Raw genomic sequence first — 21,802 nt, 5'->3', positions numbered from 1 at the left:
GTTGCGTGAGGTACAGGATTGGTCACTGAACGGGTTCGGCGATGACCACTCTGTTCGCCTCGTACCCCTGCTGACCACCGATCCAGGTGCCGCCGCAGGTGACGAGGACCAGCCGGTGCGGGCCGCGCGGGCCGAAGAACTCGACCGCGCGCGCCGGGAGCTCCTCCTTGCGCACGGTCTCGATCTGCTTGATGCGGAACCGGAACTCCTTGCCCGCGCTGTCGGCGATCACGACCTCACGGCCGTTCTGCGCCTGCCACAGCTCCGCGAACGGGCCCTTCGCGCCCTTCCAGTCGACGTGCCCGGCCAGCACCGTCGCGCCCTCGGCGCCACTGATCTCGGTGCCCCACCACGTCGCCTCGCCGATGCCGTCGGGCACGGGCAGCACGCCGTCCTTCACCTCTTTGCGCACCAGCGTCGCCGAACCGCCCGCAGGCAGCCGCACGGACCCCGGACCCGCCTTGGGCGGCGCGGGCTGCTGTTGCTGCGGAGCCGGCTCGGCGGGCTTGGCGTTGGCCGTGTTCGCACCACCGACCAGGCCGGTGAGGTCGGGACCGCGGCCGGTGCTCAGGCTGTCCGCGACCGGCCCCGGCGCGACCACCGGGATCTCGTCCGCGACCGCGCGTCCCTTGACGACCGCGGTCTCGGACGTGCCGACCAGAACGCTGGCGGCGGCCACACCCGCCACCAGCGCCCCGGTCAGAAAAGCCCTGCCACTCACTGCCTCCGCCACACCAGGAAGCCTGCCAGTGCCGCACCGAACAGCACGAGGCCGCCCACCGCCAGCATCAGGCCCGGACGCAGCTGCGTGTCGAACGACGCCGTCGCGACCGGCGTCTGCCCGTCCGCGCCCGCCGGGATCGTGCTGGGCAAGACCGGCTTGTTCGGCTTGTTCACCAGTTCCAGCGCGAGCGTCTGACCCGCCGCGAGCGTGCCGCACGCGGACGGCGGCGCCTTCGGGTCGAAGAACTCCTCGTACCCCTTGGGGGCGGCCACCTCGACGAGGCAGATCTCCTGCGGGGTGCGCAGGTCCGGCACCTCGACCGTGCCGTCGGCGCCGGTCTGCAGCACCAGCGGCTTGCCGTCCGTGCCGACGAGGTCGGTGTCGTCCTGCTTCTTCGCCGCGGACGTCTGGTCCTTGGCCGTGACGCGCAGCGCGACGCCCGCGATCGACTTCTTCGTCTCGGAGTCGATCTTCGTGATCTTCACGGCGCCGGGCGCGGTCTTCGCGGTGGTGTTCGCGGCGGCGTTCAGCTTCTTCTCGCCACCGGTCGTCACCATGCGCTGCATGTTCTCGGTCTGGATGGGGAAGTGCACGACCGGGCGGTCGGCGGGGGAGTCCGCGACGGCCGCGATCGACGGCTTCGGGCCGGTGGCGATGAGCTTGACCACGGCGGGGCTGCCGTCCGCACCCGTGGTCGCCGTGCCGCTGGTGGCGCCGTCGGCGAGCTTCGCGTCGGTCAGGGTGAAGGCGATCGGGGCGTTCGTGACGCCCTTGTCGTTGGCCTTGACCAGCGACAGCGTCCAGCTGGACTCGGCGTCGATGACCAGCGGTTCCTTCGGCGCGGTCGCGGTGAGCGTCCACGGGCCGCGGTTGGCCTCGGCGTCGGCCTTGATGCGCGCGACGGTGTCCATGACGGACTGCGGCAGGCGCGCGGCGTAGAACTCCGCGTTGTAGGCGAGGCGCTTGGCGTCGGTCGTGTCGTACGTGACCTCGCCGTCGGGAGCCGACGTCCAGCTGTGCAGCAGGTGCGCGAGCGCTGCGGCCTCGTCCGGGGACTTGGTCGTCGAGTAGCGCAGCAGCAGGTAGGAGATGTTCGCCGCGATGTCGGGGGCGAGGTCCTTGCCCGCCTTGGTGCGCAGCGCGTCGCCTTCCTTGTAGCCGACGGTGCTGTCCGGCGCGGGCAGCGCGTACTGCACGCACCACACCTGCTTGTCCTGCCAGATGTATGAGCCGTGCCACTCGCTACCCGGTGTGGCGTTGGGCTGGAGCCCTGACGCGTTGTGGCCGATGCCCTTGACGCCGACAGCGGTCGCCGTCGCGGGGACGGTCAGGAGCGCGAGCCCCGAAACCATCGCCACGGCGGCCAGACGTTTCCAGCCCATGGTGAATCGTCATCCCCTCTGACCTGTGAGATCCCGCGTGCGAGCTTCTCGTTCCCCCACACCGGGGACAAGCCGCCACGAGGGGGAAGTGTGTCGTCACTGAGGGTGTGACTGTGAATGGAATGTGACTGGGCTTACGTCTGCGGTGGAAGACACGCCGCGACACGCCGCAGTCTCATAACGCTCCGGAGTTACCGCAGTATTTGCGCACGTGTGATCGTCGTCGGGGGTAAAGTCGCCTTTACCGACGGGGAACATGGCACCGAGCGTGCTCGTTGTACCCCGTGACGGCGTAAAGCAACGCCCCAGGAGGACCAGGTGCGCTCGAGCAGCAACCCGGCTTTCCGTAACCTGCCGACCGGCGGCGGGTACGGAGGCTACGCAGGCTTCGGCCAGCCAGAACAGGCTGGCTACCAGCAGGCCCCGCCGCCGCTGACCAGCGAGCGGCCGATGACGATCGACGACGTCGTTACCAAGACGGGCATCACGCTCGCCGTGGTGGCCGCGACCGCCGTCGTCACCTACCTCATGCAGGCGTGGTTCCTGCTGTTCCCGGCCGCGATCATCGGCCTCGTGCTCGCGCTGATCATCACGTTCAAGCGCATGCCGAGCCCGCCGCTGGTCATCGCCTACGCGGCCGTCGAGGGCATCTTCCTCGGCGCGTTCAGCGGCATCATCGGCAACATGATCGACGGCATGACCAACAAGCCCGGACAGGGCGTGGTGGTCATCGGTCAGGCGATCATCGGCACGATCGGTGTCTTCGCCGGCATGCTCGTCGTCTACAAGACGGGCGCCGTCCGCGTCACGCCGAAGTTCACCAAGTGGATCGTCGGCGCGCTCATCGGCGTCGGTGTCCTCATGCTCTTCAACCTGATCATGAGCTTCTTCACCGACGGCGGCCTCGGCCTGCGCAACGGTGGTCCGCTCGCGATCATCTTCAGCCTCGTCTGCATCGGCCTCGCGGCGTTCAGCTTCCTGATCGACTTCGACGCCGCCGACCAGGCGATCCGCGCCGGCGTGCCGGCCAAGTTCGCGTGGCAGATCGCGTTCGGTCTCACGGTCACCCTGGTGTGGCTGTACACCGAGATCCTGCGCCTGCTGTCGTACTTCAACTCGGACTGACGCTTCGGGTGTGCTGGAGGGGCGTTCCGCTGCGGCGGGGCGCCCCTTCGGCGTTCGGCGGGGACGAGGCCCGCCGAACCTCGTGACGCCGCCGTGATCGGCATGATCCGAGGACGGTTCCGCTCTGCTGCGACCGCCTGTGGCCGAGCTTGTCGAGGAACTGACTGAGATGTTCCGAATCGACGGTGAGCGGGTGGTGTGCCGTCGATCCGGTCGCCCTTGCGGACCAAGGAGGCGCGAATCGCCCTCTACCGTCATCGCACGAACAACGCGCACAACTGAGGGGGAATGCGTGGACACCGCATATCGGCTTGTCCTGGAACCACCGTCGCTCGACGACTACCAGCGCCTGCGCAAAGAATCAGGACTGAGCGAACGCCCTCGCGAAGAAGCCGAAAAGGGCCTCACCGGCGCATGGGCCAGCGCAAGTGTCATTCACGTGGAATCAGGCGAAACCGCGGGCATGGGCCGCGTGGTCGGTGACGGAGGCACGTACTTCGTCGTCATCGACATGGCGGTGCTGCCCGAGCACCAGCGCAAAGGCCTGGGTGACGCGATCCTGACCGCGCTGCTCGCGAAGATCCACGAGACAGCACCAGGCGCGCTCGTGAGCCTGCTCGCCGACCCGCCCGGCCGTCGTCTCTACGCACGACACGGCTTCGTGGAGAGCGCACCGGACTCAGTCGGGATGTGGCGGCGCTAGACCCGCCAGCGCACGTCCGGCAGGTCGCTGCCCACCTTGATCAGGCAGTCGGTGCACAACGCACCGGCCTGGGCGCGCGAGACGCGTTCGTCGGGAACCGAATGTTCGCACACGGCCTCGTAAAAGCTGCGCGACCCATCGGCTTGATCGAGAGAGAAAGCGTGGCATTGCAGGTCGTATTCGCTTTGCCACCACACGTACGGCATGTCCGGCCCCTCCTTGCTCATCGGTAGGGACGGACTTCCCCTCGCCTGATGACGCCATTGAGCGATGTTTGTCTCATCGGCGGAAAGGGGGCAGGCAAGTAGCTCCGTTCGGGTGAAGCGGAGCTACTTGCAGGCGTCAATTTGCAGATCTTGACGAATGGTCAGCTCAGGCGCTCGATGACCATCGCCATGCCCTGGCCGCCGCCGACGCACATGGTCTCGAGACCGAACTGCTTGTCGTGGAACTGCAGCGAGTTGATCAGGGTCGTGGTGATGCGGGCACCGGTCATGCCGAACGGGTGGCCGACGGCGATGGCGCCACCGTTGACGTTCAGGCGGTCCAGGTCGATGCCGAGGTCCTGGTAGGACGGGATGACCTGGGCGGCGAACGCCTCGTTGATCTCCACGAGGTCGATGTCGGAGACCGACAGGCCCGCGAGCGCCAGCGCGCGCTTCGAGGCCTCGACCGGGCCGAGGCCCATGATCTCCGGCGACAGGCCCGAGACGCCGGTCGACACGATGCGGGCGAGCGGAGTGAGGCCGAGTTCGCGGGCCTTCGTGTCGGACATGATCACGAGGGCCGCGGCGCCGTCGTTGAGAGGGCAGCAGTTGCCCGCGTTGATCCGGCCGTTCGGGCGGAAGACCGGCTTCAGCTGGGAGACGGCCTCGTAGGTGACGCCGGCGCGCGGGCCGTCGTCGGCGGAGACCACGGTGCCGTCGGGCAGTTCGACCGGCGTGATCTCGCGGGCCCAGAAGCCGTCCGCGATGGCCTTCTCGGCGAGGTTCTGCGAGCGGACGCCGAACTCGTCCATCTCCTGGCGCGAGATCCCCTTGAGCAGAGCCAGGTTCTCGGCGGTCTCGCCCATGGGGATGTAGACGTCCGGGACGACGTCCAGCGTGCGCGGGTCGACCCACTCCTCGGCGCCGGCGGCCTTCGTGGCGGCGGTGCGCGCCTCGGCCTCGGCGAACAGCGGGTTGTGCGTGTCGGGCCACGAGTCGGAGCTGCCCTTGGCGAACCGCGACACGGTCTCGACACCGGCCGAGATGAACACGTCGCCCTCGCCCGCCTTGATGGCGTGCAGGGCCATGCGGGTGGTCTGCAGCGACGAGGCGCAGTACCGGGTGACGGTCGTGCCGGGCAGGTTGTCGTAGCCCAGCAGCACGGACACGACGCGCGCCATGTTGAAGCCCTGCTCGCCGCCGGGGAGGCCGCAGCCGAGCATCAGGTCGTCGATCTGCGCGGGGTCGAGCTGCGGCACCTTGTCCAGTGCCGCGCGGATCATCCGTGCCACCAGGTCGTCGGGACGGACGTCCTTCAGCGAGCCCTTGCCCGCGCGGCCGATGGGGGAGCGGGCAGCGGAGACGATCACGGCCTCAGGCATCACGGAACTCCTCGTTGAGAGTCAAAGTCGCCGTCGAGCCTAGTTAACGGCCGCTCACCCCGGCCAGCGCGAGTGACGAGCATTCCGAAACTCACACGTGCCGCTTCTGCAGCCACGCCGGCACGCGTGACGGCCGCATCGCCAGCGCCGCCGCGGACCGGATCGGCGTGCTCGGCCCGGTCCACCCCGCCCACAGGCCGGCGACCTGGCACAACGGCGCCAGCAGCACGCCCGCAGCCGCCTCGTAGCCCGCCGCACTGGGGTGGAACCGGTCCGAGCTGAACATGTCGGTGTGCCGCGCCATGAACTCCGGCGCCAGCAGGTTCCCCAGCGACACCGGAACACCACCCGCCCGGCGCACGGCGACCGTCTGCGCGGCCGCGAGACGCACGCTGTAGCGGTGCCCGATCGCCCGCAACGGCTGCGCGATCGGCCGCACGGTCCCGAGGTCCGGGCACGTGCCGACGACCACGCCGCACCCGACCGCGCGCAGCCTGCGCACCTGCTCGGCCAGCAGTCGCGCCGACTCGCCGGTCCCCATCCGCGACGTCACGTCGTTCGCGCCGATGATGATCAACGCGACCTGCGGCGCGTCCCGCACGGCCGCGTCGACCTGCGGCACCAGGTCACGCGTGGTCGACCCGCTCACGGCGTACGTCGACAGGCGCACCGGCCGCCCCGCCTCCTCCGCCAGCGCCTCCGCCAGCAACACGCCCGGCATCTGCGAGGGATGGGTCACACCGACCCCCACCGCCATCGAGTCGCCGAGCACCGCCAGCCGCACCGGGTCGCCGCCGTCGTCGAGGTACACGCCGTCCGGCGCCGGCCACAGGTGCTCCAGCACGCCGATGGCCACCCGAGCACGTCTTCCCTGCTCCGTCAGCAGGCCGACCAGCGCACCGGACAGCCCTCCGAGCGTCGCGGCGGTCATCGCCACCGCGCGCAGCGTTCTCAGCCCGATCATCCGCGCCACCTCCTTCCCCGGAATCGTCGGCCGCGCTGTTCGAATCAACCTCCGCAGCCACTAGAGCTACGCTTCGTCCCGCTATCTCGGAGAGTGGGAGCAGGGGAGTAGATACCGGTGGAGTACGTCGAACACGTCGTCGATCTGGTCGGCAACACGCCGCTGGTCAAGCTCAACTCGCTGACGACGGGCATCAAGGCCACGGTGCTGGCGAAGGTCGAGTACCTGAACCCCGGCGGCAGCGTGAAGGACCGCATCGCGCTGCGCATGGTCGAGGCGGCCGAGCGCTCCGGTGAGCTCAAGCCCGGCGGCACGATCGTCGAGCCCACGTCCGGCAACACCGGCGTCGGACTCGCCCTCGTCGCCCAGCGCAAGGGCTACAAGTGCGTGTTCGTCTGCCCGGACAAGGTCAGCGAGGACAAGCGCAACGTCCTCAAGGCCTACGGCGCCGAGGTCGTGGTGTGCCCGACCGCCGTCGCGCCCGAGCACCCGGACTCCTACTACAACGTCTCCGACCGGCTGGTCCGCGAGATCCCCGGCGCGTGGAAGCCCGACCAGTACTCCAACCCGGAGAACCCGGCGAGCCACTACCACCAGACCGGCCCCGAGATCTGGCGCCAGACCGAAGGCAGGATCACGCACTTCGTCGCCGGCGTCGGCACCGGCGGCACGATCTCCGGCACCGGCCGCTACCTCAAGGAGATCTCGAACGGCGCCGTGACGGTCGTCGGCGCCGACCCGGAGGGCTCCGTCTACTCCGGCGGCACCGGCCGCCCGTACCTCGTCGAGGGCGTCGGCGAGGACTTCTGGCCCGAGGCCTACGACAAGACCGTCGCCGACCAGATCGTCGAGGTCTCCGACGCCGACTCGTTCGACATCACCCGCCGCCTCGCCCGCGAGGAGGGCCTGCTCGTCGGCGGCTCCTGCGGCATGGCCGCCGCCGCGGCGCTGCGCATCGCCCGCGACCTGCCCGAGGACGCCGTCGTCGTCGTGATCCTCCCCGACGGCGGCCGCGGCTACCTGTCCAAGGTCTTCAACGACCGCTGGATGGCCTCCTACGGCTTCCTGCCGCCCGACTCGACCGGCGCCACCGTCGGCGACGTGCTGCGCCGCAAGGGCGGCATGCTCCCCGACCTCGTGCACGCCCACCCCAACGAGACCGTCGGTGACGCCGTCGCGATCCTGCGCGAGTTCGGCGTCTCGCAGATGCCCGTCGTCAACGCCGAACCGCCGGTCATGGCCGCCGAGGTCGCGGGCGCGGTCAACGAGCGCGACCTGCTCGACGCGCTGTTCACCGGCAAGGCGCAGCTGTCGGACCGCCTCGACAAGCACATGTCGCCGCCGCTGCCGACCCTCGGCGCCGGCGAGCCCGTCGGCATCGCCATGAACGCTCTGTCACACGCCGACGCGGCCCTCGTGCTCGAGGACGGCAAGCCCGCCGGCGTCGTCACGCGGCAGGACATTCTGGGCTTCTTGGCTGGTCGCTGAGCGTGGAACCCCGTGCGTCCGATAGCGTGACGCCCGATCAACACCAGTCTCACTCGTACACGGCCCAGCCAAGGGGGTTGGAAACCGGATGAACGCTCCGCAGCCGCCAGGAAATCCGTTCGGCGGTCAGCCGCAGGAGCCCAACGCGGACGCAACGCAGATCGTCCCGGGAGGTGGCCAGCCGTCAGCGGCGAACCCCAACCCGGACGCGACGCAGGTCGTCTCGCCGGGACAGGCTCCTGCCGCACCGCAGCAGAACGCGGACGCCACCCAGGTCGTCAGCCCCGGGCAGACGCCGCCCTCCTCGGGTGGCTTCCCCGCGCAGGGCCCCGGCTCCGGCGGGTTCCCCGCCCAGCAGCCGCCGCCTCCGTACGGCGCACCGCCGCAGCAGCCGCCGGCCTACGGCGCGCCGCAGCAGCAGCCGTACGGCGCACCGCAGTCGAACCCGTACGGCCAGCCGGCCGCGGGTGCGTACGGTCAGCCGCAGCAGCCCTACGGCGCGCCGCAGTCGAACCCGTACGGCCAGCCGGCCGCGGGTGCGTACGGCCAGCCCGGCGGCTACGGCCAGCCCGCCTACGGCGGTGCCCCGCAGCCTCCCACCGGCTACGCCGAGTGGGGTTCGCGCGCGGTCGCCGGCCTGATCGACTACGCCGCCCCCGGCCTCGTCGCCGGCCTGATCATCGGCCTCGTCGCCGGGATCGGCGCGAGCACGGGTGACCCGTCCTCGGCGGGCCTGTTCGTGCTGATCGCCTACGTCGTCGGCTACGGCGGCCTGTTCGGCTTCTTCATCTGGAACACGGTCCTCAAGGGCGGTTCCACGGGGCAGTCGATCGGCAAGAAGGTCGCGAAGATCAAGGTCATCAAGGAGGACACGCAGCAGCCGCCCGGCGGTGGCGTCGCGTTCCTCCGCCTGCTCCTGAACTACGCCTTCGGCCTGCTCTGCGGCATCGGTGCGCTGATCAACTACCTCGCGCCGTTGTGGAACCAGCCGAAGAAGGAGACCTACTCCGACAAGATCTGCGGCACGGTCGTCATCAACTGGCCGGGAACCGCGGCCTACGGCGGCGGTTACCCGCAGCAACCCGGCACCGGCGGTTACCCGCAGCAGCCGAACACCGGCGGCTACCCGCAGCAGCCCCAGCAGGGCGGCTACGGCCAGCCCCCGCAGCAGGGCTACGGCGGTCAGCAGCAGGGCTGGTAGAGCCAACGGCGCAGCCCCCGGTCACCTCCACTTGGGTTCAAGTGGTCGTTGCAACACCTGAGTTGAGGGGTTGCGGTGGACTTCGAGATCCGGAGCGATCGGGGGCCGCAGGGCCGGAAGAAGCTGGTACGTGAGCGGGAGCTTTACCTTTCCCTGATGGATCAGGGGATGAGCAACACTCAGGCGTGCCGGGTCGTGGGGGTCAACGAGCGGACCGGGCGTGAGTGGCGTCGAGGACGGCCGGAAGGCCGTGTGAAGAGGTCTCGTCCACCAGCGCGCAAGACGGTGCGGGTGGACGGGACCTCGTCTCGTTTCCTGACCGAGGACGAGCGGATCGTGATCGCGGATCTGCGGCGGGCCAGGGTGACGGTGCGGGCGATCGCGGTCGAGCTGGGCCGGCCGCCCTCGACGATCAGCCGGGAACTCAAACGCAACTCTCACCAGGTCAGTGGCGATTATCGGCCGCATGCCGCGCAGTCTCGTGCGGATGCGCGACGGGCTCGTCCGAAGGGCGGGAAACTGGCCGCTTGCCCGGAGTTGCGCGAGGTCGTTCAGGGGTGGCTGGGGCTGGAATGGAGCCCGGAGCAGATCAGCCGTAGCCTGCGGCGGGAGTTTCCCGACCGGCCGGAGATGCGGGTGTCGCACGAGACCATCTATCAAGCCCTCTACGTCCAAGGCCGCGGTGAGTTGCGGCGCGAGCTGACACGGGCGTTGCGCACCGGCCGCACCTATCGCAAGCCCCAGACCAGGTCCGATCAGCGTGCTTCCCGGTTCATCGCGCCGATGGTGATGATCAGTGACCGTCCCGCCGAAGCCGAGGACCGGGCCGTCCCTGGACACTGGGAAGGCGATCTGATCATCGGCAAGGACCAGAAATCCCAGATCGGTACCCTGGTTGAACGCGCGACTCGCTACGTGATGCTCGTGCACCTGCCCGGCGACCGGACCGCCGAGACCGTCCGTGACGCCCTGGCCGCCACCATCGCCACCCTGCCCGCCGAGCTGAAACGCTCCCTGACCTGGGACCAGGGCACGGAAATGGCTCTGCACCACCAGTTCAGCACCGCCGCGGGCCTGCCGGTCTACTTCTGCGACCCGCACTCACCCTGGCAACGCGGCAGCAACGAGAACACCAACGGCCTGCTGCGCCAGTACTTCCCCAAAGGCACCGACCTCTCGGTCCACAGCGCCGAACACCTCAACATGATCGCCGCACGACTCAACGGCCGCCCACGCAAAACGCTCGGCTGGGACAACCCAGCCGAGCGTCTCGTTAAGCTCCTGACCGAAGCCAGTTAGCCATCTGTGTTGCAACGACCCCTTGAAAGCACCCCAGGTGGCCGGGGGCTCCGTCTTTTCCGGGGTGTTCACGACGTGGACTGCGGCCGTCGACCGCCAGACGGGTGAGTACCCTTCGGACATGAGCACGCCATACGGCTTCGCCACCAGGGCGATTCACGCCGGTCAGGACCCGGACCCGACGACGGGCGCGGTGAACGTCCCCATCTACGCGACCTCCACGTACGCCCAGGACGGCGTGGGCGGCCTGCGGGAGGGCTTCGAGTACTCGAGGACCGGCAACCCGACCCGCCGCGCGCTGGAGACCTGCCTCGCGTCGCTCGAACGCGGCCGCTACGGCCGTGCGTTCTCCTCCGGCATGGGCGCCACCGACGCCGCGCTGCGCACGTTCCTCAAGCCCGGCGACCACATCGTCATCCCGAACGACGCCTACGGCGGCACGTTCCGCCTGATCGACAAGGTCTTCTCGCAGTGGGGCGTCACCCACTCCCCGGCCCCCGTCTCGGACGTCGACGCGATCCGCGCGGCCATCCGCCCCGAGACCAAGCTGGTGTGGATCGAGACCCCCACCAACCCGCTGCTGAACATCGGCGACATCGCGGCCATCGCCTCCGTCGCCCACGGCGCCGGCGCCAAGCTGGTCGTCGACAACACGTTCGCCTCACCCGCCCTGCAGACCCCGCTGGAGCTCGGCGCCGACGTCGTCCTGCACTCGACGACCAAGTACGTCGGCGGCCACTCCGACGTCGTCGGGGGCGCGCTGATCACCTCCGACGAGGAGATCGACGCCGCGTTCGGGTTCCTGCAGAACGGCGCGGGCGCGGTGCCCGGCCCGTTCGACGCGTACCTGACGCTGCGCGGCATCAAGACGCTGCAGCTGCGCATGGAGAAGCACTCGGACAACGCCGAGCTGGTCGCCGAGGCCCTGACCCGGCACCCGCGGGTCAAGAAGGTCATCTACCCCGGCCTGGAGTCGCACCCCGGCCACGTCGTCGCGGCGAAGCAGATGAGCCGCTTCGGCGGCATGGTGTCGTTCATCGTCGACGGTGGCGAGGCCGCGGCGCTGGAGGTCTGCGCCCGGACGAAGCTGTTCACGCTGGCCGAGTCGCTGGGCGGCGTCGAGTCGTTGATCGAGCACCCCGGGAAGATGACGCACGCGTCCACCTCCGGGTCTCTGCTCGAGGTGCCCGCGGATCTCGTGCGCGTGTCGGTGGGCATCGAGTCCGGGGACGACCTGGTGGCCGACCTGCTCGAGGCGCTGGGCTGAGCACTCCCCGCAACGCGAAAGGCCCCCTCCCGGCTGGGAGGGGGCCTTCCTGCGTCTCACGGCTTCTTCGAGCCGAACCTGTCCACGTTCTCGGCCTCGGCCGTCGGTGCCGCCGGTAGCTCGGCGCCGTTCACACAGCCGCCGACGAACTGGAGCGTGTCGCCGGTGCGGACGAAGCGGCCGGCCTCGTCACAACCCGCGTGCGCCACGGTCAGGAACGCCGCGCCGGTCAGTGCCACAGCCGTGGTCACGGCTCCTACCAGCGGAACTACCGCGGCCACGCGTCGCGCGAATGCCATGCCACCTCCACCCGATGTGAGTCCCCCGTAAGGCAGCCTACCGGGGGATCGGCACCAGTGGCGTCACTAGAGGTTGCCGCGCCGCTCCTGCTCGCGTTCGATCGCCTCGAAGAGGGCCTTGAAGTTGCCCTTGCCGAAGCCGAGGGAGCCGTGGCGCTCGATCAGTTCGTAGAAGACGGTCGGGCGGTCGCCGATCGGCTTCGTGAAGATCTGCAGCAGGTAGCCGTCCTCGTCGCGGTCGACGAGGATGCGGTGCTCCTTCAGCGTCTCGATCGGGACGCGGACCTCGCCGATGCGGGCACGCAGCTCCGGGTCGTCGTAGTAGGAGTCCGGGGTCTCCAGGAACTCGACGCCCGCGTCGCGCATGGCGGTGACGGTCTTGATGATGTCGTTCGTGGCCAGCGCGATGTGCTGGACGCCCGCGCCCTCGTAGAACTCGAGGTACTCGTCGATCTGCGACTTCTTCTTCGCGATCGCCGGCTCGTTCAGCGGGAACTTGACGCGGTGGTTGCCGTTGGAGACGACCTTCGACATGAGCGCCGAGTAGTCCGTGGCGATGTCGTCGCCGATGAACTCCGCCATGTTCACGAAGCCCATGACGCGGTTGTACCACTCGACCCAGTAGTCCATCTTGCCGAGCTCGACGTTGCCGACGCAGTGGTCGACGGCCTGGAACAGGCGCTTCGGGGCGCCTTCCGGACGCTTCACGGACGAGCTGCGCGCGACGTAACCGGGCAGGTAGGGGCCGGTGTACTTGGAGCGGTCGACGAGCGTGTGGCGGGTCTCGCCGTACGTCGCGATCGCGGCCAGGCGCACGGTGCCGTGCTCGTCGGACACGTCGTGCGGCTCTTCGAGGACGGTCGCGCCCTGCTCGCGGGCGTGCTTGATGCACTGGTCGACGTCGCCGACCTCGAGCGCGAGGTCCACGACGCCGTCGCCGTGGCGGCGGTGGTGGTCGAGGAGGTCGGAGTTCGGGGTGACGCCGCCGTGGATCACGAAGCGGGCCGAACCCGACTTCAGCACGAACGACTTGTGGGTGCGCTGGCCGGTCTCGGGGCCCGCGTAGGCCACGAGCTCCATGCCGAACGCCACCTGGTAGAGCCACGCGGTCTGCGTGGCGTTGCCCGCGACGAACACCACGGCGTCCATGGCGCGCACAGGAAAGGGGTCCTTGGTCGCGTCGTAGTCGACCAACCCCACGAGCTGGCGGAGCTGGTCGTAGCTCACGTCGTCAAGCTGCTGCGTCATGCCCATCAGCATGATTCGACCTAGCAGGGTGAGCAACAGTCAGCGATTTCTCAGGACAATTTGTATAGTGATCTATGCCTTCGGATCAACAGAGTGAGCACTCTGACCAGGTCGTGGACGAGTTGGACGCCAGGCTGCTCCTGCTCTTGACAGACGAACCCCGCCTGGGCGTCCTCGAATGCTCGCGCCGGCTCGGGGTCGCGCGGGGAACCGTGCAGGCCAGGCTCGACCGGCTCGTCGAACGCGGCGTGCTCACCGGGTTCCCGCCGGCGCTCGACCTCGGCGCGATGGGGTTCGGGCTCACGGCGTTCGCGGTCGTCGAGATCGCGCAGGGACGACGGGCCGAGGTGTGCGACGGTCTCGCCGCGATCCCCGAGGTGTGCGAGGTGCACGCGACGACCGGCCAGGGCGACCTGTTCGTGCGCGTGGTCGCGCGGTCGAACTCCGACCTGCAGCGCGTGGTCGATCACATCGTTGACGTTCCTCACGTCCGGAGGCTCTCGACATCGATCGCCCTGTCGACACCCGTGCCCCCGCGCGTGCGGCCCCTCCTGGAACGCGTGAAGGGCCGGCCACCGAAGTGACCGGCCCTTCGCACGTCGTGTGGCGTGACTACGCCTGGTAAGGAACCGCGGAGATGAGCGTGACCTTCTGGAGCTTGCCGTTGGGCAGCTCGTACTCGACGGTCTCGCCGTCCTTCGCGCCGTTCAGGGCCTTGCCCAGCGGCGAAACCGGCGAGTAGACCTCCATCTCGCCGTGCGCGCCCTCTTCGCGGGTCGCGAGCAGGAAGGTCTCGGTCTCGTCGTCACCCTCGTAGCGGATGGTGAGCACCGTGCCCGGTGCCGCGACACCCTTCGTGGTGGGAGCCTCGCCGACCTTCGCGGCCTGGAGCAGCTCGTGCAGCTGGCGGATGCGCGCCTCCTGCTTGCCCTGCTCCTCGCGAGCCGCGTGGTAGCCGCCGTTCTCGCGGAGGTCGCCCTCTTCGCGACGAGCGTTGATCTCGGCAGCCATGACCGGGCGGTACGCGATCAGTTCGTCCAGCTCAGCCTTGAGCCGGTCGTAGGCCTCCTGGGTCAGCCAGGTCACCTGGGTGTCGCTCACGGTCACCAACTCCTCGTCTTGCTCTGGTGCACACGTGTGCCCCAGATAGTTCCCGGGCCGTGGCCCGGAACGGAAAAACACGGCCCGCGCCGGGGCCGTGCTTGAGCTGTAATAGTAACACGGAGACAACGTTCAGCGACGGCGATTTGTTCCGCATCTCGCCGTTTAAACCGCAGATCACCCGCTTGGCCGCTAGCTCGTGGACAAGTAGGCGGGAACCTGGTAGGAGCACCCGAACACTTCGCCGGTGACCGGCGGCTTCGAGGTGCGGAGAACAGTTGTCTCGACGACGACGTCATTTCCCGGCGGCACCAGAACTTCACGCCGACCTGCTTCGTCCCCGTCCTGTGATCGGGCCCGAATGATGCAGACGGCGGCGCGCTCCGGTTGATCGCGGGAAACCTCGAAACTGACCTTCACCTGGTCGTCGCCGAGGATGGTGAACGCGGTCTGCTTCGCCTCGATCGGCTTTGTGCCGAGATTTCGGTAACCGACGAAGGCGATGACGGCACCCACCGCGACAGCTACAGCGAGTAACGCCCACCGCGCCCACTTGCTCAGCGGCTTGCGGTTCTGCTTGCTGTAGCGCCCCTCGGGGAGCACGCGCTGTGCCACTACTCCGCGCCCTCCTCGGCCTCTGGGGAACAATGGTGCCCGACGTTCAGTTGATGAGTGTCGCAGGACCGTTGACACAGGAGGACCACGGGGGTCATGGCCGACAAGCTGCGCCTTATGGCAGTGCACGCACATCCCGACGACGAGTCGAGCAAGGGCGCGGCCTCGATGGCTCGCTACATCGCGGAAGGACACGACGTGATGGTCGTGACCTGCACCGACGGTGGCGCGGGCAGCATCCTCAACCCGGCGATGGACAAGCCGGACGTGCTCGAGAACATCATCGAGGTCCGCCGCCAGGAAATGGCCACCGCGGCCAAGATCCTCGGCATCCAGCACCGCTGGCTGGGCTTCAAGGACTCGGGCCTGCCCGAGGGCGACCCGCTGCCGCCACTGCCCGAGGGCTGCTTCGCCCTCGTGCCGCTGGAGGAGTCGGTGCCGTCCCTGGTGGAGGCCATCCGCGACTTCCGCCCGCACGTAGTCGTCACCTACGACGAGAACGGCGGCTACCCGCACCCGGACCACATCCGCACGCACGAGATCTCGATGGCGGCCCTCGACGCCGCCGCCGACGCCTCCTACAAGCCGGAACTCGGCGAGGCCTGGGAAACGCAGAAGGTCTACTACGGCCACGGCTTCTCCCGCGCCAAGATCCTCGCGTTCCACGAGGCCATGGAGGCCCGCGGCATGGAGTCGCCGTACGCCGAGTGGCTCGCGAACTGGAACAGCGACCGCCCGGACGTCATGGAGCGCGTCACCACCCAGGTCGAGTGCGCCGACTACTTCGACGTCCGCGACGAGGCCCTCAAGGCCCACGCCACCCAGATCGACCCGACCAGCCGCTGGTTCGCCATCCCGATGGACCTGCAGCGCGAGATCTGGCCGACCGAGGAGTACGAGCTCGTCCGCTCCCAGGTCGACTCGACGCTGCCGGAGAACGACCTGTTCGCCGGAGTTAAGGTCTAGGGGTGCTCTCCCCAGACTTCTCCCTCGGCAGCACGGTGGCGCTCGTCGCCGTGCAGCCGTCGAACCCGAACGAGAACGACAAGGGCGGCCAGGGCGAGGACTTCGGCAAGTCCTCCCCGGTCGGCCTCGTCCTGCTGATCGTCTTCTTCATCGCGGTGTTCTTCCTCGTGAAGTCGATGAACAAGCACATCAAGGGGCTGCCGGCGTCTTTCGACGAGCCGGCGGAAGCTCCCAAGGAAGCGCCGGCCTCCGACGCGCCCAAGAAGGACTAGTTCGGTCGGGCTTCTTGGTCGCCTGCCGGGGTCCGTGGTTGGCATGATCGCGAGTTGTCCACAGGCTGTGGTGGGTTTGACCTGCGGTGATGCTTCGGACTGTTAGCCTGTGGATACGCGGGAACCTCGGACGCGCTTCGCTCGTTCCGCAAGGTGAGGAAGCGCGGGGGCGGGCGGCTCGGAAGGGTTTCGGGCGAGGTCGGCTCGGCTTTCGGGCAAGGTCGGTCCGGACCAGCTCAGCCCGGACCAGCTCAGCCCGTGCCCGCACCGCACCGGCCCGCGCCCGCCCGTTGGCACAGCGCCCGTTGGCACAGCGCGGCCCGGCACGGCCCGCACCGACGCGTGTCACCCGCGTCAGCTCGCGTCACCCCATCCGGAGCCCCACGACGAAGTCGTGGACCTCCTCGAACGCCACCGGCTCCAAAGGCAGGTCGCTGCCCTCCCGGGCCAGCCGCAACTCCTCGTGCCAGTGCGCGAGGTCCGCCTCCAGCCGCTCGGGCCCGGGCCGTCCCGGAACCCCGGCCAGCCCCCGGTGCTCGCCGAGGACCTTCGCCTCGATCAGCTCGGGCAGGTACGCGGGTCCGTCGAGCCGGTCCAGCAGCGTCGGCAGGTGCGCGACCACCTCGCCGGTGCGCAGCAGGTGCACGCCGGTCAGCAGCGCGCGGAACGTGTACAGCAGCGGTTTGATCTCGCCGGTCTTCTCGAACAGCCGCCACTGCGTCACGGCGAACCCGCGGTAGTGGTGCCCGTGCCGCGAGGTCAGGCACCCAAAGGCGAGCGCGGACAGCTTCGCGTGCGCCTCCGTCGTGTGCACGACCAGCGGGGAGAGCAGTTGCTCCAGCACGTAGCCGTTGGGGCGGACCAGGAGCCGGCAGAACTTCTGCACGTCGTGCGTGACGAGGTCGATCTCGACGCCGTCGCGCACCCACATGCGTTCCTTGGTCTCCGGGCCGTGCCGCAGTCCCAGCACCTCGGCCGGCGGCAGCACGTGCACGCCGCGCAGGTCCACGTCCGAGTCGCGCGACGGGAAGCCGTACAGGTGCGCGCCGGAGACCGTCGCGAACAGCAGGTCGTGCGACTGCTCGGCGACCACCGCGCCGAGGTCCGGTACCTCGTAGCTCACAACATCCTCCTGCGCACCGACATCAACCAGTCCTCCACCCGCGCCCGGTCCGGCTCTTCCGGCAGCGGTCCCTCGGCAGCCGAGATCTCGGAACCCAGCCTGTGCGCCCACGCCACGGCGTCGTCCCAGGGCATCGAGCCGTCGCGGATCCCGAGCAGCGCCCGGTCCGCCGCGATGTCGTAGCGGCCGGTGCGCAGCAGGTTCAGGCCCACGAGCCGCAGCCGCACGACGTGCATGAGTTGCTTCGGCTTGAGGTTGCGGCCCGCGCGCGACAGCTGCATCTCCGTCGCGCGCGTGAACGACCGCACGGCGTAGCGGGAGAGGAAGGCGGGCAGCAGGTCCCGCAGTTCCTCCCCCAGCGGCGTGCTGATCTCGACCAACGGGCTCACCAGCGCCTCGAGCACCGTCGGGTTCGACTTCAGGCCCAGCCGGCAGAAGTGCTCGACCTCCCAGCTGAGCTGTTCCGGATCGGGTCCCTCGACCGAGGTCGGGGGTTTGTCGAAGCGCCAGAACGCTTCCGTGGGCGCGACGAACACCCCGCGTCTGTCCACATCGGACTCCGGCGACGCGAGCCCGTAGGCGTGCGAGCCGATCACCACTTCGAGGATCACAGTCGTGGGTCCACCGGTTCCGATTCCAGCGCGAGCACGCCGAAGACGCACTCGTGCACCCGCCACAGCGGTTCGCCGCGCACGAGGCGTTCGAGCGCCTCGATGCCCAGGGCGTACTCGCGCAGGGCGAGTCCGCGCTTGCGGCCCAGCGAACGCTTGCGCAGCCGCGAGAGGTTCTCCGGCGACGTGTAGTCCGGGCCGTAGATGATCCGCAGGTACTCGCGCCCGCGCACCTTCACACCCGGCTGCACCCGCCCGCCGAGGTTCGCCAGCGGCTTGACGACCATCCCCTCGCCCCCCTCCGCGGTCAGCTCCTCCCACCACCGCACGCCCGCTTCCACCTGCGCGGGGTCGTTCACGTCCACCACGAGGTGCCGGGTCTGCTGGAACAGCGGTCCTTCCAGCCGCCCCAAGGTCTCCAGGTGCCACAGGTGCGAGCGGTCGTGGAACGTCCGCCCCTCCGCCGCGAGCAGCTGGAACGGCGCGATCCGCACACCTTCCAGCCCGTCGATCGGCCAGCAGTACCGCTCGTACGCCGAGCGGTACGCGGCCGCGTTCGAGGCGCGAAGAGCGGTGCGCCCCAACAGGTTCGCGACGTCCACACCGCGCGAAGCGGCCGCCTCCAACACGTCGACCGCCACCGGCAACACACCGCCGGCCGCCGCGCCCACCGCCGCGTACTGCTCGCGGATCAGCCCGGAAGCCTTGGCGTTCCAGGGCATCAGCTCGGCGTCGATCAGCAGCCAGTCCGTGCCGAGCTCCGCGAACAACCCGCCGCAGGCCGCACGCACGCGGTCCAGCAGCGCGGTACCCAGCTCGCCGTCGAAGAACGCGCGTCCGGTGCGCGTGTAGATCGCGCCACCGACCTTGCGCACCAGCAACACCGCACGCGAGCCCATGTGCTTCTCCTCGCAGATCACTTGATCCACGCGGCCGGACCGGTACTCCGCGAACGCCTCCTCCGGGTGCTCCAGCACGTCGTCGCGCTGCGAGGTCGCGACGGGCGCCATCGTCGGCGGCAGGTACAGCAGCTCGTGCGGGTCGATCGCGAACCGGCTCATGACCTCCAGCGCCGACGCCGACTGCTCCGCGCGGATCGTCACGGCGCCGATCAGCGACGTGTCGATCCGGCGCAGGCCCGTGACGTCGGTCAGCGCCAGCACGTCCGGCGCTCGCTCGGCGGCCTTCGGCGGGAACGGCGCGTCGTTCTCGTACCAGACCTGGTGCGCCTTCACGGAGACCAGTTCCTTCTCCGGGTAGCGCAACGCGGTCAGCTTCCCGCCGAACACCACACCCGTCTCGAGGCACATGGTGTTGTTGACCCACTCCGCCTCGGGCGTCAGGACGTGCCCGTACAGCACCATCGCCGAGCCGCGGTAGTCGTTCGCCCACGGCAGGCGCACCGGCAGTCCGTGCGCGTCGGTCTCGCCGGTCGTGTCGCCGTACAGCGCGAAACTGCGCACCTTCGCGGACGCACGGCCGTGGTAGCGCTCGGGCAGCCCGGCGTGCGCGACGACGAGGTTCCCGCCGTCCAGCACGTAGTGCGCGACCAGTCCGTCGCAGAACCTCGTCGCCGCCAGACGGAACTCCTCCGGCTCGTGCGCGAACTGCTCCAGCGACTTCTCCAGCCCGTGCCGGACGGTCACCTTGTGGCCGCGCATGGCCCGCACGAACTTCTCCTCGTGGTTCCCGCGCACGCTCAGGGCGTGCCCGGCCGCCACCATGCCCATGACCAGGCGCAGCACACCGGGCGAGTCCGGGCCGCGGTCGACGAGGTCGCCGACGAACACGGCCTTGCGGTCACCCGGCGGCACGGCGTCGACCGCGCGGCCCTCGTCGTCCCGCACGAGGGTGTAGCCGAGCTCGACCAGCAGCTCCTCCAGCTCCGCGCGGCAGCCGTGCACGTCACCGAACACGTCGAACGGCCCGGTCTCGTGCCGGAGGTCGTTGAGCAGCCGCTCGTACACGATCGTCGAGTTGTCCACATCGGACTCGGAGCGCAGCACGTGGACGCGCTTGAACCCCTCCTTGCCGAGGAACTTCAACGACCGCCGCAACGCCGCCCGGTGCCGCTTCACGACGTGCGCGCCGAAGTCGCGGTCGGGGCGCTGCGCGTTGCGCGCCAGGCACACCTCCGTCGGGGTGTCGAGCACGATCGCGACCGGCAGCACGTTCGCCCGCTTCGCGACCTCGACCAGCTGGGCGCGGTCCTGCGGCTGCACGTTGGTCGCGTCGACCACGGTGACCCGCCCGGCCTCCAGCCGCTTGCGCGCCACGAAGTGCAGCGCCTCGAACGCCGCCGCCGAAGCCGACTGGTCGTTTTCGTCGTCGGACACGAGCCCGCGGAAGTAGTCGCTCGACAGCACCTGCGTCGGCAGGAAGTGCTTGCGCGCGAACGTCGACTTGCCCGAACCCGAGGCGCCGACCAGCACCACGAGACACAGGTCGGGGATCTTCAGCTCCATCAGACTTCTTCCCCCAGGCTGAACACGGCCATCTGCGTCGGCGCGCCGCGCTCGGCGTCCTCCGGCCCGATCGGCACGTACCGGACGGTGTATCCGCGGCGTTCCGCGACGCCGTCCGCCCACTTCCGGAACTCCGCCCGGGTCCATTCGAAACGGTGGTCCGCATGGCGCATCTGGCCCTGCGGCAACGTGTCGAACAGCGCGTTGTACTCGACGTTCGGCGTCGTCACCAGCACGGTCGCCGGTCGTGCGACGGTGAACACGGAGTGCTCCAGCGCGGGCAGGCGCGACGGGTCGACGTGCTCGACGACCTCCATCAGCACCGCCGCGTCGAAGCCGGCCAGTTCGGTGTCCGCGTACGTCAAGGCCGACTGCCGCAACGTGATCCGCTCGCGCTGCCGCTCGCCCATGCGGTCGAGGCGCAGCTTGCGCGCGGCCTCCTGCAACGCCTTCGCGGACACGTCGACACCGTGGATCTCGGTGAACTCGGGCTCGTTGACCAAAGCGCGCAACAACGCCCCGCCACCGCACCCGAGGTCGAGCACGCGCTTGGCCCGCGCCTGCTTCAGCGCCTCGACCACGGCCTCCTTGCGCTGTGCCGCAAGGGAGACCTTCGGTTCGGCCAGGGCGTTGTCGAGCTCCTCGGGCTCGACCTCGTCGACGTCCGCGAGCCGTTCCAGGGCGGAGGTGATCAACGGGCGCTTGCGTGCGAGGTAGCGGGTGGTGATCAGCTCCTTGTCCGGGTGCTGCGCCAGCCAGCCGTCCCCGGCCTTGAGCAGCTTGTCGACCTCGTCGGCCGCCACCCAGTAGTGCTTGCCGCCGTCGAGCACGGGCAGCAGCACGTAGAGGTGCTTCAACGCGTCGCTGAGCCTCTGCGTGCCGGTCAGCGTCACGTCGCCGTAGCGCGAGTCGCCGTGCGCGGTGATCGTGACGTCCCAGCCCAGCGGCGTGAACAGGCGCTCCGCGAGCTTGTAAGGCAACGCGGGGACGCGGACGACCAGCGGGATCGGCGTCCGCGCGAGCTCTGGGAAGCTGTCGCTGCGGCCGTTCATGGCGGTGCGGAAGACGCTGCCGAGCGCGACCGTGAGCAAGGACCCGGCCGCGTACGGCCTGTCGTTGACGTATTGGGTGAGCGTGCTGCCGGGACCTCGGACGAGCGCGATGGGGTCGACCTCCAGCAGGAGGGCGACCGTGCATTCCTCGTTCGTCGCCTTCGGGTAGAAGACGTGCGCGACGCCCGAGCTCGTCGTGAACGACTGGGCCCGGTCGGGATGCTTGTGCAGCAGGTGGCCGAGGTCGGTCGCCGGCTGGTGCGTCGTGGTCATGGTGAGCAACACGTGCCTGAGTCTGATCGAGAGTCG

Annotated in this window: 22 protein-coding genes; 9 read left to right on the top strand and 13 right to left on the bottom strand. The window is 69.4% G+C overall.

What is annotated here, in order from left to right:
• Window positions 1-22: 22 nt before the first annotated feature.
• Both ND450_RS28175 and ND450_RS28170 read right to left on the bottom strand, forming a co-directional pair.
• A complete protein-coding gene (locus ND450_RS28175) occupies window positions 23-733 on the bottom strand; it encodes a class F sortase (RefSeq protein ID WP_253321569.1) in 711 nt (236 codons plus the stop codon).
• Window positions 718-2,106: a collagen binding domain-containing protein gene (locus ND450_RS28170; RefSeq protein ID WP_253321568.1), complete on the bottom strand. Its 1,389-nt coding sequence runs from the start codon at window positions 2,104-2,106 to the stop codon at window positions 718-720. The genes ND450_RS28175 and ND450_RS28170 overlap by 16 nt, the downstream gene beginning before the upstream one ends.
• A 318-nt stretch (window positions 2,107-2,424) precedes the next feature.
• Between ND450_RS28170 and ND450_RS28165 the strand changes: the two genes are divergently transcribed.
• Together ND450_RS28165 and ND450_RS28160 are read left to right on the top strand one after the other, a co-directional pair.
• Complete coding sequence (locus ND450_RS28165) at window positions 2,425-3,231, top strand: Bax inhibitor-1/YccA family protein (protein WP_253321567.1); 807 nt, start codon at window positions 2,425-2,427, stop codon at window positions 3,229-3,231.
• A gap of 292 nt (window positions 3,232-3,523) precedes the next feature.
• The gene (locus tag ND450_RS28160) at window positions 3,524-3,934 is read left to right on the top strand and encodes a GNAT family N-acetyltransferase (RefSeq protein WP_253321566.1); all 411 of its coding nucleotides are present in this window, start codon (window positions 3,524-3,526) and stop codon (window positions 3,932-3,934) included.
• Here ND450_RS28160 and ND450_RS28155 read toward each other — a convergent pair.
• The 3 genes from ND450_RS28155 to ND450_RS28145 form a co-directional block, all read right to left on the bottom strand.
• Window positions 3,931-4,140, bottom strand: coding sequence for a hypothetical protein (locus ND450_RS28155; RefSeq protein WP_143091438.1), 210 nt, complete (start codon window positions 4,138-4,140; stop codon window positions 3,931-3,933). The genes ND450_RS28160 and ND450_RS28155 overlap by 4 nt on opposite strands.
• A gap of 161 nt (window positions 4,141-4,301) precedes the next feature.
• On the bottom strand, window positions 4,302-5,522 hold the full coding sequence (locus ND450_RS28150) for an acetyl-CoA C-acetyltransferase (RefSeq protein WP_253321565.1): 1,221 nt from the start codon (window positions 5,520-5,522) through the stop codon (window positions 4,302-4,304).
• A gap of 91 nt (window positions 5,523-5,613) precedes the next feature.
• A complete protein-coding gene (locus ND450_RS28145) occupies window positions 5,614-6,486 on the bottom strand; it encodes an SGNH/GDSL hydrolase family protein (RefSeq protein ID WP_253321564.1) in 873 nt (290 codons plus the stop codon).
• Window positions 6,487-6,603: 117 nt separating this feature from the next.
• Here ND450_RS28145 and ND450_RS28140 point away from each other — a divergent pair, with 117 nt between their 5' ends.
• From ND450_RS28140 to ND450_RS28125, 4 genes are all read left to right on the top strand, one after another.
• Window positions 6,604-7,974 carry a cystathionine beta-synthase gene (locus ND450_RS28140; protein WP_253321563.1) on the top strand — a complete coding sequence of 457 codons (1,371 nt, stop codon included), beginning with the start codon at window positions 6,604-6,606 and terminating at the stop codon, window positions 7,972-7,974.
• A gap of 88 nt (window positions 7,975-8,062) precedes the next feature.
• Window positions 8,063-9,175: an RDD family protein gene (locus tag ND450_RS28135; RefSeq protein ID WP_089909477.1), complete on the top strand. Its 1,113-nt coding sequence runs from the start codon at window positions 8,063-8,065 to the stop codon at window positions 9,173-9,175.
• A 168-nt stretch (window positions 9,176-9,343) separates the two neighbouring features.
• Complete coding sequence (locus ND450_RS28130; protein WP_253328013.1) at window positions 9,344-10,474, top strand: IS30 family transposase; 1,131 nt, start codon at window positions 9,344-9,346, stop codon at window positions 10,472-10,474.
• 121 nt (window positions 10,475-10,595) lie between these two features.
• Window positions 10,596-11,741: a cystathionine gamma-synthase gene (locus ND450_RS28125; RefSeq protein ID WP_089910498.1), complete on the top strand. Its 1,146-nt coding sequence runs from the start codon at window positions 10,596-10,598 to the stop codon at window positions 11,739-11,741.
• Window positions 11,742-11,797: 56 nt separating this feature from the next.
• Here the strand turns inward: ND450_RS28125 and ND450_RS28120 are convergent, their stop codons facing one another.
• Complete coding sequence (locus ND450_RS28120) at window positions 11,798-11,992, bottom strand: hypothetical protein (protein WP_143091439.1); 195 nt, start codon at window positions 11,990-11,992, stop codon at window positions 11,798-11,800.
• Window positions 11,993-12,106: 114 nt separating this feature from the next.
• A complete protein-coding gene (gene hppD / locus ND450_RS28115; RefSeq protein ID WP_253321562.1) occupies window positions 12,107-13,288 on the bottom strand; it encodes a 4-hydroxyphenylpyruvate dioxygenase in 1,182 nt (393 codons plus the stop codon).
• A gap of 74 nt (window positions 13,289-13,362) precedes the next feature.
• Between hppD and ND450_RS28110 the strand changes: the two genes are divergently transcribed.
• Window positions 13,363-13,872 carry an Lrp/AsnC family transcriptional regulator gene (locus tag ND450_RS28110; RefSeq protein WP_089909485.1) on the top strand — a complete coding sequence of 170 codons (510 nt, stop codon included), beginning with the start codon at window positions 13,363-13,365 and terminating at the stop codon, window positions 13,870-13,872.
• 28 nt (window positions 13,873-13,900) lie between these two features.
• Here ND450_RS28110 and greA read toward each other — a convergent pair whose 3' ends face one another.
• Together greA and ND450_RS28100 are read right to left on the bottom strand one after the other, a co-directional pair.
• Window positions 13,901-14,395: a transcription elongation factor GreA gene (gene greA, locus ND450_RS28105; RefSeq protein WP_176959919.1), complete on the bottom strand. Its 495-nt coding sequence runs from the start codon at window positions 14,393-14,395 to the stop codon at window positions 13,901-13,903.
• Window positions 14,396-14,581: 186 nt separating this feature from the next.
• Window positions 14,582-15,004, bottom strand: a complete 423-nt coding sequence (locus ND450_RS28100) for a DUF4307 domain-containing protein (RefSeq protein WP_245785875.1) — start codon at window positions 15,002-15,004, stop codon at window positions 14,582-14,584.
• 96 nt (window positions 15,005-15,100) lie between these two features.
• Here ND450_RS28100 and mca point away from each other — a divergent pair, with 96 nt between their 5' ends.
• Both mca and ND450_RS28090 read left to right on the top strand, forming a co-directional pair.
• Entirely contained in the window at window positions 15,101-15,970 is an 870-nt protein-coding gene (gene mca / locus ND450_RS28095; protein WP_089909491.1) for a mycothiol conjugate amidase Mca, read from the top strand.
• Between the two features lie 2 nt (window positions 15,971-15,972).
• On the top strand, window positions 15,973-16,242 hold the full coding sequence (locus ND450_RS28090) for a hypothetical protein (RefSeq protein WP_371927425.1): 270 nt from the start codon (window positions 15,973-15,975) through the stop codon (window positions 16,240-16,242).
• A gap of 364 nt (window positions 16,243-16,606) precedes the next feature.
• Here ND450_RS28090 and ND450_RS28085 read toward each other — a convergent pair whose 3' ends face one another.
• The 4 genes from ND450_RS28085 to ND450_RS28070 are packed head-to-tail and all read right to left on the bottom strand — an operon-like array spanning window position 16,607 to window position 21,778.
• Window positions 16,607-17,365 (bottom strand): DNA polymerase beta superfamily protein, encoded by a 759-nt coding sequence (locus ND450_RS28085; protein WP_253321561.1) that lies wholly within the window; start codon window positions 17,363-17,365, stop codon window positions 16,607-16,609.
• Complete coding sequence (locus ND450_RS28080; RefSeq protein ID WP_253321560.1) at window positions 17,362-17,976, bottom strand: DNA polymerase beta superfamily protein; 615 nt, start codon at window positions 17,974-17,976, stop codon at window positions 17,362-17,364. Before ND450_RS28080 ends, ND450_RS28085 begins: the two co-directional genes overlap by 4 nt.
• Window positions 17,973-20,441 carry a polynucleotide kinase-phosphatase gene (locus ND450_RS28075; RefSeq protein ID WP_253321559.1) on the bottom strand — a complete coding sequence of 823 codons (2,469 nt, stop codon included), beginning with the start codon at window positions 20,439-20,441 and terminating at the stop codon, window positions 17,973-17,975. The genes ND450_RS28080 and ND450_RS28075 overlap by 4 nt, the downstream gene beginning before the upstream one ends.
• The gene (locus ND450_RS28070; RefSeq protein WP_253321558.1) at window positions 20,441-21,778 is read right to left on the bottom strand and encodes a 3' terminal RNA ribose 2'-O-methyltransferase Hen1; all 1,338 of its coding nucleotides are present in this window, start codon (window positions 21,776-21,778) and stop codon (window positions 20,441-20,443) included. Before ND450_RS28070 ends, ND450_RS28075 begins: the two co-directional genes overlap by 1 nt.
• Window positions 21,779-21,802 lie beyond the last annotated feature (24 nt).

Source organism: Lentzea sp. HUAS12 (assembly GCF_024125735.1).
Taxonomy (GTDB): Bacteria; Actinomycetota; Actinomycetes; order Mycobacteriales; family Pseudonocardiaceae; genus Lentzea; species Lentzea albida.
The sequence above is the reverse complement of the archived record's forward strand: the minus strand, read 5'-3'. Positions and strand labels throughout refer to the sequence as shown.